The sequence below is a fragment of the Pedococcus cremeus genome (assembly GCF_900111375.1).
Lineage (GTDB): Bacteria > Actinomycetota > Actinomycetes > Actinomycetales > Dermatophilaceae > Pedococcus_A > Pedococcus_A cremeus.
Window position 1 is genome coordinate 310665 of record NZ_FOHB01000001.1, and the last position, 14319, is coordinate 324983.

The window sequence follows — 14319 nt, forward strand, 5'->3', positions numbered from 1 at the left end:
TCGGACGACGCCCGGGCCCGACACGCCCTCGCCCGCGCCTCCGGTCTGCGGGAGGCGCGGGCGAGGGTCTGGCAGGGCGAGGCGGCTAGGCCCGCTCGACCGCCTCGGAGTGCATGTCCTCGAGCTCCTTGCCGCGGGTCTCCTCGACCCACTTCCAGACGAAGACCAGCGAGAGCAGGGCGCACACGGCGTAGAACCCGTAGGCCAGGCCGAGCGAGACGTCCTTGAGCGAGGGGAACGAGACGGTGATGACCCAGTTCGCCACCCACTGCGCGGCGGCGGCCAGGGAGAGGGCGGCGGCGCGGATGCGGTTGGGGAACTTCTCGCCCAGCAGCACCCAGACCATCGGGCCCCAGGACATGCCGAACGCGACGACGAACAGGTTTGCCGCGATGAGCGCGATCGGGCCCTGCGCGCCGGTGAGCTGGGGGGTGACCGAGCCGTCGGGACCGGTCACCGTGTTGGCGGTGCCGAAGACGAACGCCATCGTCGCCAGGGTCACGGTCATCCCGACCGAGCCGATGAGGAGCAGCGGCTTGCGGCCGTAGCGGTCGACGGAGGCGATCGCGATGAGCGTGGTGGCGATGTTCACCACCGAGGTGATGACGGTGATCTTGAACGAGTCGGCCTCGCTGAAGCCGACCGCCTCCCACAGCACGTTGGAGTAGTAGAAGATCACGTTGATCCCGACGAACTGCTGGAAGACCGACAGGCCGATGCCGACCCACACGATCGGCAGCAGGCCGAGGGCCGGACCGCGCAGGTCGCGCCACGACGGCTTGGTCTCGTGCCGGAGCGTCTCCTTGATCCGCTCGATGCGCAGGTCGACCCCGTCGGTGCCGATCAGGCGGCGGAGCACCTTGCGGGCCTCGCTGTCCTGGTGGTTCGCCACGAGGTAGCGCGGGGACTCCGGGATGGTCATCGACAGTCCGCCGTAGAGGACTGCCGGAACCACCATGGCGATGAACATCCAGCGCCAGGCCTCCAGCCCCATCCACAGCACGTCCTTGGACGAACCCGCCGCCCCGGCGAGCAGGTAGTCGACCAGCAGCGACATGAAGATGCCGGTGACGATGGCGAGCTGTTGCAGCGAACCGAGGCGGCCGCGCACGTGTGCCGGGGAGACCTCGGCGATGTAGGCCGGCGCGATCACGGAGGCGACGCCCACTCCGATGCCGCCGACGATGCGGAAGAGCACGAGCACCTCGAGGTTGCCGGAGAGTCCGGTGCCGATGGCGCTGACGAGGAACAGCACGGCGGCCACCCGCATCACGAACAGGCGGCCGTAGCGGTCGGCGATGCGACCGGCCACCACGGCGCCGAGCGCGGCACCGAGCAGCGCGGAGGCCACCGCGAACCCGAGCGGGCCGGGCGCCACGTCGAATTGGTCCTGGATGGCCGAGACGGCACCGTTGATGACGGCGCTGTCGTAGCCGAACAGGAAGCCGCCGAGCGCGGCGACGCCCGCGATCGAGACCACCCTTCCGCTGCTGACGGTGCCCTCGTCCTCGGCCTCCGGGCCAGTCGCTGTCAACGGTTGATGATCCACGGTGGGTCCTTCCTTCTCTGCAGCCGCCTCAGCCAGTCTCGTGCCACTCTCGGCCGGGCGCATCCGCAGGACCCTAGGCGCAAAGGGCCCCCTCCCACCAAACTGGGCCCCATGCGCGTACTGGTCACCGGTGGCTCCGGGTCGCTCGGCTCCGAGGTGCTGGCCGAGCTGGGCGCGCGGGGCCACGAGGCGCGGCCGGCGAGCCGGCGCACCGGCGTCGACCTCAGCACCGGTGTGGGTCTCGCCGAGGTCGTGGCGGGCGTCGACGCGGTCATCCACTGCGCCACGGCGACCCAGAGCCCGCGTCGCGTCGACGTCGACGGCACGGGCCGGCTCGTCGCGGAGCTGGCACGCCAGCCGTCTCCGCCGCACCTCGTCTACGTGTCCATCGTGGGCTGCGACCGCAGTCCTTTCCCCTACTACCGCGCCAAGACCGAGGTGGAGCAGCGACTCGCCCGGTGGGGCGGCCCGGCCACGGTGGTGCGGGCCACCCAGTTCCACCCGTTCGCCGCCGCCGTGGCGCAGCTGCTCATGGTGGGGCGAGTGGCGTTCTCCATCGGCGACATGGCCGTACAGCCAGCCGACACCGCCTGGGTGGCCGGACACCTGGTCGACGTCGCAACCGGCCCCGTACCTCGAGGCTTCACGCGCACGACCGACCTTGCCGGCCCCGACGTGCTCGCCATGGGCGAGGTCGCCATGATGCTGCGACAGCACGCGGGCCAGGGCTCCCCGCGGGTCGTCCGAGTCCCGCCGGTCGGCGGCGTGCTGCGCTCGTTCAGCGACCGGGTCAACGTGCCCTCGGGCGACGTCGAGACCGGCGGCCGCTCCTTCGCGGCCTGGCTGGAGACCCAGCCGCAACGACTGCCGTCCCTGCGACGCTAGCCCTGCACGCTGCGCCGGCCGTCCGGTGCAGCGCGCCGCTCGGAGTGGCCGTCCGCCGACCGGCCCGCACGGCGCGCCACCAGGGCCGTCGCTCCCCAGAGCGTCGCCACGAGGCCGAGCCCGAGGAGCAGCCAGGGGCTGGCCGCCCCGGTCACCCATGCCTCGACGACCGCGAAGCCGATCGTGGTGTAGACGACCGCCCACACGGCGGAGCCCGCCACCGCGGCGGGCAGGAACCGGCTCAAGGGCATCCGGAGCGCCCCCGAGGCGGCGATGACGGCCGTCTGGAACCCCACCGTGAGGAACGAGAGCGTGACCGCCGGGGCGCCCACGCGCCGCACGAACCGCTCGGCCGCCACCACCGCCGGACGGTCGAGGTGCCGGGAGTGGCGGGTGCGCTCTCCCCCGGCACGCAGGCCGCGGCCGGCCCAGTAGGTGGCGTTGGAGCGCACCAGGGCGCTGGCGAAGAAGAATGCGAGCGTCGCGGCATACGGCCAGGACTCGAAGGCGTCCGTCACTTCGCCGCTCCTGACCTCACGGCTCCAGCCTAGGGACCTCACGACGCGGTATGCCGGTGGGTCGCCTCGGGGAGGCGGCCCACCGGCATACGCGGTGGTGCAGGTGAGAGAGCGGCGTCAGCGGGCGGCAGAGCCCTCGGTGTAGTCGCTGTCGGCGTCCTTGATCCACGACATGAGCTTGCGCAGCTCCTTGCCGGTGGCCTCGATCGGGTGCTGCGCACCCTTCTCGCGCAGCTCCTTGAACTCCGGTGCGCCGGCGTCCTGGTCGTCGATGAAGCGCTTGGCGAAGGCACCGTTGCGGATGTCGCCGAGCACCGCCTGCATGTTCTCCTTCACACGCGGGTCGATGACGCGCGGACCCGAGACGTAGTCGCCGTACTCGGCGGTGTCGGAGATCGACCAGCGCTGCTTGGCGATGCCGCCCTCGACCATGAGGTCGACGATGAGCTTGAGCTCGTGCAGGCACTCGAAGTAGGCGACCTCGGGCTGGTAGCCCGCCTCGACGAGGGTCTCGAAGCCGTACTGGATCAGCTGGCTCGCGCCACCGCAGAGCACCGCCTGCTCACCGAACAGGTCGGTCTCGGTCTCCTCGGTGAAGGTGGTCTTGATGCCGCCTGCGCGCAGTCCGCCGATGGCCTTGGCGTACGACTTCACGAGGTCCCAGGCGTGGCCGGAGGCGTCCTGCTCCACTGCGAGGAGCACCGGCACCCCGCGGCCGTCGACGTACTCGCGTCGCACCAGGTGGCCCGGGCCCTTGGGGGCGACCATGACGACGTCCGAACCCGCCTCGGGCTTGATGTAGCCGAAGCGGATGTTGAAGCCGTGGCCGAAGAGGAGCGCGGCGCCCTCCTTGAGGTTCGGCTGGATGTCGTTGGAGTAGACCGTCCGCTGGACCTGGTCGGGGGTGAGGATGACGACGAGGTCGGCCTCCTTCACGGCGTCGGCGACCGACTTCACCGTCAGGCCCTCGGCCTCGGCCTTGGCCTTGGACTTGCTGCCCTCGGCCAGGCCGACCCGCACGTCGACGCCCGAGTCGCGCAGGTTCAGCGCGTGCGCGTGCCCCTGGCTGCCGTAGCCGATGACGGCCACCTTCCTGCCCTGGATCACACTCAGGTCTGCGTCGTCGTCGTAGAACATCTCGGCCACGTCGGCCACTCCTTCTGGTTGGGCGTCCTGGTTGGGACTGTGTTGGGTTCGTGTGCTGGGTTCGTGCGCTGGTTCGTGCGTCGGTTTCGTGGGTGGTGGGAAAGAGCCGGTATGCCGCGTGGCTCAGGCGGTGCGCAGAGCCCGGTCCGTGATGGAGCGGGAACCGCGGCCGATGGCCACCATCCCCGACTGCACGAGCTCCTTGATGCCGAACGGCTCGAGCACCTCGAGGAAGGCGCTCAGCTTGTCGCGGTTGCCGGTGACCTCGATGGTGAGGGCGTCGCCGGCGACGTCGACGACCTTGGCGCGGAACAGCTGCACCGTCTCCAGGACGTGGCTGCGGCTCTGCAGGTCGGTGCGCACCTTCACGAGGAGGATCTCGCGCTGCACCGAGGCGGCCGGCTCGAGCTCGACGACCTTGAGCACCTCGACGAGCTTGTTCAGCTGCTTGGTGACCTGCTCGAGCGGCAGCGCCTCGAGCTCGACGGTCACCGTCATCCGCGAGATCTCGGGGTGCTCGGTCGGCCCCACGGCGAGCGAGTCGATGTTGAAGCCGCGCCGCGAGAACAGCGCTGCGATCCGGGTCAGCACGCCGGGCTTGTTCTCCACCAGCACCGACAGGGTGTGCTTGGTCATCGGTTGTCCCTCACTCCTCGCGGTCCCAGGTCGGCGTCATGTTGCGCGCGATCTGGATGTCGTCGTTGCTCACGCCGGCCGGCACCATCGGCCAGACCATCGCGTCGCGGTGCACCACGAAGTCGACGACCACCGGCACGTCGTTGATCTCCATGGCCTTCTGGATGGTCGCGTCCACGTCCTCCGGCCGCTCGCACCGCAGGCCCACACAGCCGTAGGCGTCCGCGAGCTTCACGAAGTCCGGGATGCGCCGGCCGACCGAGGTGTGCAGGTCGGTGTTGGAGTAGCGCTCGTTGTAGAAGAGCGACTGCCACTGCCGGACCATGCCCAGGCTGGAGTTGTTGATCACCGCGACCTTGATCGGGATGTCGTTGATGACGCAGGTGGCCAGCTCCTGGTTCGTCATCTGGAAGCAGCCGTCTCCGTCGATGGCCCAGACGGTGCGCCCGGGCTCGGCGACCTTGGCCCCCATGGCTGCCGGCACCGCGAAGCCCATCGTGCCGAGGCCGCCGGAGTTGACCCATGAGTTCGGCCGCTCGTACTGCACGAACTGGGCCGCCCACATCTGGTGCTGGCCGACACCGGCGACGAACACCGACTCGGGGCCGCTGATGACGCCGATCCGCTCGATGACGTGCTGGGGCGCGACCTCGGTGTCGTCCTCAGGAGCGCTGTAGCCCAGCGGGTAGGTCGCCTTCCACTGCGCCGTCTCCTGGCGCCACGCGTCGTAGTCGCCACGACGGCCCGCCTCGTGGTCGGCGCGCACGGCGTCGATGAGGTCGGTGACGACGTCCTTGCAGTCACCCACGATCGGCACGTCGGCGACCCGGTTCTTCGAGATCTCCGCGGGGTCGATGTCGGCGTGGATCACCTTGGCGTACGGGGCGAACGTCGCCAGCTGGCCGGTGACGCGGTCGTCGAACCGCGCGCCCAGCGTGATCAGCAGGTCGGCCTTCTGCAGCGCGGTGACGGCGGCCACCGAGCCGTGCATGCCCGGCATGCCCAGGTGCAGCGGGTGGCTGTCGGGAACCGCGCCGCGAGCCATGAGCGTGGTGACGACCGGGATCTGGGTCAGCTCCACGAGGCCCCGCAGCTCGTCCGACGCACGACCGCGGATGACGCCGCCGCCGACGTACAGGACGGGGCGCCGGGCCTCGGCGATGAGCCGGGCCGCCTCGCGGATCTGCTTGCCGTGCGGGCGCGCCACCGGGCGGTAGCCGGGCAGCTCGAACTTCGGCGGCCAGGAGAAGGTCGTGCGGGACTGCAGCGCGTCCTTGCTGATGTCGACCAGCACCGGCCCGGGCCGTCCGGTCGAGGCGATGTGGAAGGCCTCGGCGATCACGCGGGGGATCTCGGCAGCGTCGGTGACGAGGTAGTTGTGCTTGGTGATCGGCATCGTGATGCCGCGGATGTCGGCCTCCTGGAAGGCATCCGTGCCGATGGAGGCGGAGCTCACCTGGCCGGTGATGGCCACCATGGGCACCGAGTCCATGTAGGCGTCCGCGAGCGGGGTGACGAGGTTGGTGGCACCCGGCCCGGAGGTCGCCATGCAGACGCCGACCCGACCGGTGGCGCTGGCGTAGCCCTCGGCGGCGTGCCCGGCGCCCTGCTCGTGCCGGACGAGGATGTGGCGCACCTTGACCGAGTCGAGCAGCGGGTCGTAGGCCGGGAGGATCGCACCGCCGGGGATGCCGAACACGGTGTCGACGTCCATCGCCTCGAGGGAGAGCACCAGGCTCTGCGCGCCGGTGACCTCGACGGGGGTCTTGGCACGGGCCTGCTGGGCCAGCTGGGCCGGGGATGGTGCTGCCGGCTTGGCGTCGCTCACTTCGTCACCGATCGCTTTCTCCGAGGGCCACCGACGGGTGTCGATGGTGTTGCTCTGGCACAAAAAAACCCTTCGCCCGCAAGGGGACAGAAGGGGTGGCGCGTTCGCTCGGTCGAGCGGACGCGCTAGGTGAGTACGAGAATTCGTGACACACCTGCACTGTCCCCCACGCCCCATTGCGTGTCAATGGATGAGACTGCCGGTCTCGGGATCCGGACCTGTGGTCTCAGTCACTGGCGGGTCGGCCGACCCGTCACGAGCAGACCGCCCCGCCGCTCGCGCTGCCGACGAGGCGGCGGTACTTCGCGAGCACCCCGCGTGTGTACTTGGGCTCGGGGTGCGTGACGCCCTCGGCGCGACGGCGCTGCATCTCCTCCTCGTCGACGACGAGGTCGAGGGTGCCGTTCGCGACGTCGAGGCGGATGCGGTCGCCGTCACGGACGAACGCGATGGGCCCCTCGTCGACGGCCTCGGGCGCGACGTGCCCGACACACAGGCCGGTCGTGCCGCCGGAGAAGCGACCGTCGGTGAGCAGCAGGACGTCCTTGCCCAGCCCGGCCCCCTTGATGGCGCCGGTGACGGCGAGCATCTCGCGCATGCCGGGGCCACCCTTGGGGCCCTCGTACCGGATGACGACCACGTCACCCGGCTGGAGCGAGCCGTCCTCGACAGCATCCATGGCAGCGCGCTCGCCGTTGAACACGCGGGCTGTGCCCTCGAAGACCTCCTCGTCGAAGCCGGCCGACTTCACGACCGCACCCTCGGGAGCCAGCGACCCGGTGAGGATGGTCAGGCCACCGGTCTTGTGGATCGGCCGGTCCATCTCGCGGATCACCCGGCCGTCGATGTGCGGCGGCTTGAGCTCGTCGAGGTTCTCGGCGACGGTCTTGCCCGTCACGGTGAGGCAGTCGCCGTGCAGCAGGTCGGCGTCGAGCAGCGTCTTCATGACCACCGGGATGCCGCCGATGTGGTCGATGTCCTTCATGACGAACTTGCCGAACGGCTTGACGTCGGCCAGGTGCGGCACCTTCCTGCCGATGCGCTGGAAGTCGCCGATGGTCAGGTCCACCTCGGCCTCGTGCGCGATGGCGAGCAGGTGCAGCACCGCGTTGGTCGAGCCGCCGAAGGCCATGACCACGGCGATGGCGTTCTCGAACGCCTCCTTGGTCATGATGTCGCGGGCGGTGATGCCGCGACGCAGCAGGTTGACCACGGCCTCGCCGGACTTGCGCGCGTAGGCGTCGCGGCGGCGGTCGGTCGCCGGCGGCGCGGCGGAGCCGGGCACCGACATGCCGATCGCCTCGGCGACCGCGGCCATGGTGTTGGCGGTGTAGAAGCCACCGCAGGCACCCTCGCCCGGGCAGATCGCACGCTCGATGGCGTCGACGTCCTCACGCGACATCTTGCCCGCCGCGCAGGCACCGACCGCCTCGAAGGCGTCGATGATCGTGACCTCCTTCTCGGTGCCGTCCGAGAGCTTGGCGATCCCCGGGAGGATGGTGCCGGCATACAGGAACACGGAGGCGAGGTCGAGGCGCGCGGCGGCCATGAGCATGCCCGGCAGCGACTTGTCACAGCCGGCGAGCAGGACCGAGCCGTCAAGGCGCTCGGCGCTCATCACGGTCTCGACCGAGTCCGCGATGATCTCGCGGCTGACCAGCGAGAAGTGCATGCCCTCGTGGCCCATCGAGATGCCGTCGGAGACGGAGATGGTGCCGAACTCGAGGGGGTACCCGCCACCCGCGTGCACACCGTCCTTGACCGCCTTGGCGAGCCGGTCGAGCGAGAGGTTGCACGGGGTGATCTCGTTCCACGAGCTGGCCACGCCGATCTGCGGCTTGGCGAAGTCGTCGTCGCCGAGCCCGACCGCCCGCAGCATCCCTCGCGCGGCCGTCTTCTCGAGGCCGTCGGTGACGTCGCGGCTGCGCGGTTTGATGTCGACGCCGTCGAAGGTGCGGGGATCCGTGGTCGTCATGGCCGCAGTCTAGGACCGGCGTCCAGCACGTGGGACAGCGGTCTCGCTTCGTGGTCGCCAGCGGACACCTCAGCCCCTGCTGACGTGGCACCTCAGCAGCGACGCCGAACCCAAGGCCAGGTCGTGCCAGGGCCCTGCGTAGCCGATGACGGCGACCGCCGAGGTCGGGAAACCGGCGGCGAGGCACTCGTGCGCCGCCGTCGAGCCGTCGCCCTCGGTGAGCCCGCTCGCGAGCGTCGCCATGGTGGGGTTGTGGCCCACGACGAGCACCACCTGGGCCTCTCCCCCGGACTCCCGCACCACCTGCAGGGCACCACTGGCGCCACCGGAGTAGAGCCGGCCGTCGTAGTCGACCTGCTCGCCGCAGGCACCGCCGTCCGCGGCGGCCTCCCACGTCTGGCGGGTGCGTACCGCCGGCGAGCAGAGCACCAGCTCGGGGCCGAAACCGTTGTCGCGCAGCCACTGCCCGGCCGCGGCGGCGTCGCGCCGGCCGCGGTGGGTGAGCTCGCGGTCGCGGTCGGGCTTGCCCGGGGCCTGCTCTGCCTTGGCGTGACGGAAGAGGATCAGCACCTTGTCATCGCCGGCGAAGGTCATGCCCGCAAGGATGCCCGTCTCGAGCCCGAGGTGCCAGACCGCAGCGTCTTCTCAGCCGCCCGAGACGGCGTTGATGACGTGGACGGTCGAGGCCGGGCCCACCGGCGTCTGCACCCCTTGCGCGCGCTTGGCGTCCGCGCCGTCGACGAAGACGTTGACGTGTCGGCGGATGTCTCCGCGCTCGTCGCGGATGCGCGAGTTGAGGATGGGCCACGGCTCGAAGGCGCCGTCGAGCACCTCGCCCAGCGACACGGGCTCGGTCAGGTCGACGGTGAGCTCGTGGGCGCCACCCGCGAGGTCGCGGAGCACTCCCGGGATCACCACACGAGCGGACATGCCGGTCATGCCACCGTGAGGGCGCGCACGCAGTAGACGTCGGGCAGCTGGGTGGCCAGCAGGGAGAACGACTCTCCCCCGTCGGTGCTGGCGTAGACCTCGCCGTTGCGGGTGCCGACGTAGAGGCCGGGCTCGTCGGGGTCGCCGTCGGTGCAGGCGGCGTCGCGCAGCACGTTGGTCCACGTGTGCGGCAGCCCGTTCGCCTGGGTGCGCCAGGTGCGACCGCCGTCGTCGGAGCGCTGCACCTGCAGCTGGGCGTCCGGCGGCACGTGCTGGTAGTCGGAGGTGATCGGCACCAGCCAGAGCGTCTCGCCCCGGCGCGGGTGGGCCACCACGGTCATGCCGAAGTTGGTCGGCAGACCCTCCTCGATCGACTGCCACGTGACGCCGTCGTCCTCCGACCGGTAGACGCCCCGGTGGTTCTGGCAGTACAGCCGGCTCGGCACCTCCGGGTCGCGGGCGACCTTGTGCACGCACTGGCCGAACTCGGGCCACTCGTCGTGCGGCATGAAGTAGGCGTGGATGCCCTTGTTGCCGGGGTTCCAGGAGGTCCCGCCGTCGCGGGTGTTGTAGACGCCGCCGGTGCTCATCGCGACGAGCATCGACTGCCGGTCGACCGGGCTGGGCAGCACGGTGTGGATCGCGCCTCCACCGGCGCCCTCGCCCCACTCGGGTCGGTGCGGGTGGTCCCAGAGCCCGCGGTTCAGGGTGAACGTCTCCCCGGCGTCCTCGCTGCGCCACAGTCCCTGCGGCTCGGTGCCGGCCCAGACCACCTGGTCGTCGTGGGGATCGGCGACCAGCTGCCAGGTCGCCTTCAGGGCCGTGTCGGTGTCCTCCGGGAACCGGATCGAGCCCTCCGGGTGCTCCACCCACGTGCGACCGAGGTCGTCGCTGTGCTGCAGCGACGGGCCCCAGTGCGAGGAGCGGAAACCCACGAGGAGCCGGTTGCGGCCGGCCCGGGTGTCGAACAGGAGCGAGAGCACCTCGCTCATCAGGAAGTGGGGCCCCTCGAGCTGCCAGCTGACGCGGTCGGTGCTGCGCGCGAGCCAGAGGCCCTTGCGGGTACCGATGCCGACGATGGTCTCGGTCATCCCGCCAGCATGGCACCGCGCGGTGCACGTGACACCCGGTTTTCGTGTCTGGTGCGCGCCCCGCCGCGGGGAGCACACTGCAGCCATGGACCAGCCTCCGTCGGGTCTCGACGCGCTCGACCACGCGCACCGGCACGCCCTGGCCTGGCTCGCCTCGCTCGAGCGCCGCCCGGTGCCGCCGCAGGCGTCGATCGAGGACGTGGTCCAGGCGCTCGGGGCTGAGCTCCCCGAGCAGGGGGCGGACCCCGCCGAGGTCGTCGACCTGCTCGCCAAGGCCTGCGACGCAGGCCTGACCGGTATGCCGTCGGGCCGGTTCTTCGGGTTCGTGATCGGCGGCACGCACCCGGCCGCGCTGGCCGCCGACTGGCTGGTGAGCGCCTGGGACCAGAACTCCGGGCTGCGCCGGGTGACCCCGGCCCACAGCGCGGTCGAGGACGTCACGAGCGCCTGGCTGGTCGACCTGCTCGGGCTGCCGGCCGGCAGCGCCGTCGGGTTCGTCACCGGCGCCACCATGGCCAACTTCACCGGCCTGGCCGCCGGTCGCGACACCGTGCTGCGCCGGGTCGGGTGGGACGTCGCCGGGCGGGGCCTGCAAGGTGCCCCCAGGGTGCGGGTGCTCGTCGGTGCCGAGCGGCACGACACCGTCGACCTCGCGCTGCGCTACCTCGGGCTCGGCGCACCGCACGCCGTACCGGTCGACGAGCAGGGTCGGCTGCGGGCCGACGCCCTGCACGAGGCGCTGGCCGGCACGCCGGCGGGGCCGACGGTCGTGGTGCTGCAGGCGGGCAACGTCCACTCGGGCGCCTTCGACCCCTTCCCCGACGCGATGGCCGCGGCGCGCGAGCACGGCGCGTGGGTGCACGTCGACGGCGCCTTCGGCCTCTGGGCGGGGGCCACGGCCTCGCACCGTCACCTCGTCGCGGGGGTCGACGGCGCCGACTCGTGGGCCACCGATGCGCACAAGACCCTCAACGTGCCCTACGACAGCGGCCTGGCCATCGTGCGCGACCCGGCCGCGGTGCGGGCCTCGATGGGCATGCACGGCGCCTACCTCGTGCACGACGAGGCCGGCGAACCCTTCGACAAGGTGCCGGAGATCTCCCGGCGTGGCCGCGCCTTCCCGGTGTGGGCGGTGCTGCGGTCCCTCGGCCGCTCGGGTGTGGACGAGCTCGTCGACCGGTTGTGCCGCCACGCCACGGCGTTCGCCGAGGGGTTGCGCGCGATCCCCACCGCGGAGGTGCTGAACGACGTGGTGTTCACGCAGGTGTGCGCGGCGTTCGGCGACGACGAGCGCACCCAGGAGGTCGGCCGCCGGCTGCTCGCCGACGGCACCGCCTGGATGACCGGCTCCACCTGGCACGGACGCAGTGTCCTGCGCATCTCGGTGAGCAACTGGTCGACGACGAGCAGCGACGTCGAGCGCAGCCTCGACGCCGTGCGCCGGGCTGTGGAAGGGCTGTAGGGGCCGGCCCTCAGCCCGGGTGCACGACGTTGCGCAGCGGCTGCCCCGCGGCATACGCCTCGAGCTGGTCGCGCACGAGGCGCACCGCACGCGGCCGGAAGGCCGACGTCGCACCGCCGACGTGCGGGGAGATGAGAACGCCGGGTGAGGTCCACAGCGGGTGGTCGGGCGGCAGCGGCTCGGGGTCGGTCACGTCGAGGGCCGCCAGCAGCCGCCCGCTCGAGGTCTCGGCCAGCAGCGCGTCGGTGTCGACGACCGGGCCGCGGGCGACGTTGACGAGCAGCGCACCGTCGGGCATCGCGGCGAGGAACTCGGCGTCGACCAGGCCGCGCGTGGCGTCCGAGAGCGGCACGATGACGACCACCACGTCGTGGCGCGGGAGCAGGGCGGGCAGCTCGTCGACGCCGTGCACGGTGTCGACGAGGTCGTCGCCCTCCCGCTTCCGGCTGGCCACCGCGGTCACCACGACCTCGAAGGGCAGCAGCCGCTGCACCACCGCGCGCCCGATCGAGCCGTAGCCCAGGACCAGCACGCGTTTGTCGGCCAGCGCCGGCAACAGGCCCGGCGAGGTCCACCGGCCCTCGCGCTGCGCGAGGACGAAGCCGGGTATGCCGCGCAGGGACGCCAGCGCCAGCCCGACCGCGAGCTCCGCGGTCGAGGCGTCGTGCACCCCTCCGGCGTTGGCGAGCCCCACGCCGTCGGGCAGCTGCGCGAGCACGTCGTCGTAGCCGGCGCTGAGCAGCTGCACGAACTCGACAGCGGGGGCGTGGGCCAGCGCGCCGATCCGCTTCCCGGCACCCATGTAGGGCGGCACGACGAAACGGATCTCGTCGGCCCGGTCCTCGGGCGGCCCGTCCATCGACCATGGGACCAGCTCGAGCCCCTCCACGGGCCCCACGTCGTCGATCCAGTCCTGCCCGGGCAGCGACACCACTGTCATGTCCCGAGACGCTATCCCGACGTCAGTGAGGGAGCAGCCGGGGGGCTGCCCTGCCGCTCCCCCGACCGGCGCAGGGCACAGGCGGGCCTCAGCAGCGCGGGCGCACAATGGGACATGCGCACGACACCCGTCGCCCTGGCCACACTGGTGGCCTCCGCACTGGCCGCGGGCGCCTGCTCCTCGGGTGCCGGAGGAGATGGCGGTGTCGCCGCGCCGTCACTCGCCACCGCCTCGTCGGCACCGGCCCCCACCGGGGCCGCGAGCCCGAGCGGGACAGCCACCTCCCCAGCCGGCAGCGCGTCGCCCACGGCGGCGAGGGGTGGGCCCGCCAGGAGCGTGCCGACCGTCCGTCGCACGTTGGCGACACACCTCGACGTGCCGTGGTCCGTGGCGTTCCTCCCCGACGGCTCAGCCCTGGTCACCTTGCGCGACAAGGCCCACTTGCTGCAGGTGCGCGAGGGCTCTCGTGCCGTCGACCTCGGTCGGGTGCCCGGCGTCGAGCCCAGCGGTGAGGGCGGGTTGCTGGGCGTCGCCGTCTCCCCGCACTTCGCCCGCGACCACACGATCTTCCTGTACCTCACCGCGGCCAACGACAACCGCGTGGTGCGGATGCGCTTCACGAGCGGCAAGGCGAGCCGCCCTGAGCCGATCCTGACCGGCATACCCAAGGCGGGCAACCACAACGGCGGCCGCCTGAAGTTCGGTCCTGACGGCTACCTCTACGTGACGACCGGCGACGCGGGAAACCGTCCGAACGCGCAGGACAAGAGATCCCTCGGCGGCAAGATCCTGCGGGTCACCGAGAACGGGAAGCCCGCGCCGGGCAACCCCTTCAAGGGCTCGCCGGTCTGGTCCTACGGCCACCGCAACGTGCAGGGCATCGCCTGGGACCGGGCGGGACGCATGTTCGCCAGCGAGTTCGGGCAGAACACCTGGGACGAGCTCAACCTCATCAGGCCCGGCGCCAACTACGGCTGGCCGGTGGTGGAAGGCCGAGCCGGGCGCAGCGGCTTCGTCGACCCGCTGCGGCAGTGGCCGACCGACGACGCGTCGCCCAGCGGCATCGCCATCACCGCCGACGGCACCGTCTGGATGGCCGCCCTGCGCGGGGAGTCGCTCTGGCGCATCCCGACCCGGAACGGCGTCGCAGGCCAGCCGCAGCGACTGCTCCACGGCGAGTACGGCCGGCTGCGCGACGTGGTCGTCGGCCCCGACGGTCGCCTGTGGGTGCTGACCAACAACACCGCGCGCGGCAACCCCCGACCCGGTGACGACAAGCTCATCGTCATCCCGGTCTCGACCCTGCGCTGAGCCCGGTATGCCGGTGGCCCGGCACCCGCGGTGAGGTCACCGCCGGTG

Annotated in this window: 13 protein-coding genes; 3 read left to right on the forward strand and 10 right to left on the reverse strand. The window is 71.6% G+C overall.

Going from position 1 to position 14319, the window contains the following annotated elements; genetic code table 11:
• Positions 1 to 85 precede the first annotated feature (85 nt).
• Positions 86 to 1534, reverse strand: a complete 1449-nt coding sequence (locus BMW78_RS01410) for a sugar porter family MFS transporter (protein ID WP_245735602.1) — start codon at positions 1532 to 1534, stop codon at positions 86 to 88.
• Between the two features lie 126 nt (positions 1535 to 1660).
• Here BMW78_RS01410 and BMW78_RS01415 point away from each other — a divergent pair, with 126 nt between their 5' ends.
• A complete protein-coding gene (locus BMW78_RS01415) occupies positions 1661 to 2434 on the forward strand; it encodes an SDR family oxidoreductase (protein ID WP_091755679.1) in 774 nt (257 codons plus the stop codon).
• On the opposite strand, the gene BMW78_RS01420 is transcribed toward BMW78_RS01415, so the two are convergent.
• From BMW78_RS01420 to BMW78_RS01455, 8 genes are all read right to left on the reverse strand, one after another.
• Entirely contained in the window at positions 2431 to 2952 is a 522-nt protein-coding gene (locus BMW78_RS01420) for a DedA family protein (protein ID WP_091755681.1), read from the reverse strand. The genes BMW78_RS01415 and BMW78_RS01420 overlap by 4 nt on opposite strands.
• A 117-nt stretch (positions 2953 to 3069) precedes the next feature.
• The gene (ilvC, locus tag BMW78_RS01425; protein ID WP_091756491.1) at positions 3070 to 4098 is read right to left on the reverse strand and encodes a ketol-acid reductoisomerase; all 1029 of its coding nucleotides are present in this window, start codon (positions 4096 to 4098) and stop codon (positions 3070 to 3072) included.
• A gap of 123 nt (positions 4099 to 4221) precedes the next feature.
• A complete protein-coding gene (ilvN, locus tag BMW78_RS01430) occupies positions 4222 to 4734 on the reverse strand; it encodes an acetolactate synthase small subunit (RefSeq protein WP_091755683.1) in 513 nt (170 codons plus the stop codon).
• A 10-nt stretch (positions 4735 to 4744) separates the two neighbouring features.
• On the reverse strand, positions 4745 to 6562 hold the full coding sequence (locus BMW78_RS01435) for an acetolactate synthase large subunit (protein ID WP_091756493.1): 1818 nt from the start codon (positions 6560 to 6562) through the stop codon (positions 4745 to 4747).
• A gap of 253 nt (positions 6563 to 6815) precedes the next feature.
• Positions 6816 to 8537 (reverse strand): dihydroxy-acid dehydratase, encoded by a 1722-nt coding sequence (gene ilvD / locus BMW78_RS01440; RefSeq protein ID WP_091755685.1) that lies wholly within the window; start codon positions 8535 to 8537, stop codon positions 6816 to 6818.
• Between the two features lie 69 nt (positions 8538 to 8606).
• Positions 8607 to 9131, reverse strand: a complete 525-nt coding sequence (locus BMW78_RS01445) for a SixA phosphatase family protein (RefSeq protein WP_091755687.1) — start codon at positions 9129 to 9131, stop codon at positions 8607 to 8609.
• A gap of 51 nt (positions 9132 to 9182) precedes the next feature.
• Positions 9183 to 9467 (reverse strand): MoaD/ThiS family protein, encoded by a 285-nt coding sequence (locus tag BMW78_RS01450; RefSeq protein WP_245735603.1) that lies wholly within the window; start codon positions 9465 to 9467, stop codon positions 9183 to 9185.
• Positions 9468 to 9472: 5 nt separating this feature from the next.
• On the reverse strand, positions 9473 to 10558 hold the full coding sequence (locus BMW78_RS01455; RefSeq protein WP_091755691.1) for a WD40/YVTN/BNR-like repeat-containing protein: 1086 nt from the start codon (positions 10556 to 10558) through the stop codon (positions 9473 to 9475).
• Positions 10559 to 10643: 85 nt separating this feature from the next.
• On the opposite strand from BMW78_RS01455, the gene BMW78_RS01460 reads away from it, so the two are divergent.
• Positions 10644 to 12020 carry a pyridoxal phosphate-dependent decarboxylase family protein gene (locus BMW78_RS01460; RefSeq protein ID WP_091755693.1) on the forward strand — a complete coding sequence of 459 codons (1377 nt, stop codon included), beginning with the start codon at positions 10644 to 10646 and terminating at the stop codon, positions 12018 to 12020.
• Between the two features lie 10 nt (positions 12021 to 12030).
• On the opposite strand, the gene BMW78_RS01465 is transcribed toward BMW78_RS01460, so the two are convergent.
• Entirely contained in the window at positions 12031 to 12960 is a 930-nt protein-coding gene (locus tag BMW78_RS01465) for a 2-hydroxyacid dehydrogenase (RefSeq protein ID WP_091755695.1), read from the reverse strand.
• Between the two features lie 114 nt (positions 12961 to 13074).
• Here BMW78_RS01465 and BMW78_RS01470 point away from each other — a divergent pair, with 114 nt between their 5' ends.
• Positions 13075 to 14271, forward strand: a complete 1197-nt coding sequence (locus tag BMW78_RS01470) for a PQQ-dependent sugar dehydrogenase (protein ID WP_091755697.1) — start codon at positions 13075 to 13077, stop codon at positions 14269 to 14271.
• Positions 14272 to 14319 lie beyond the last annotated feature (48 nt).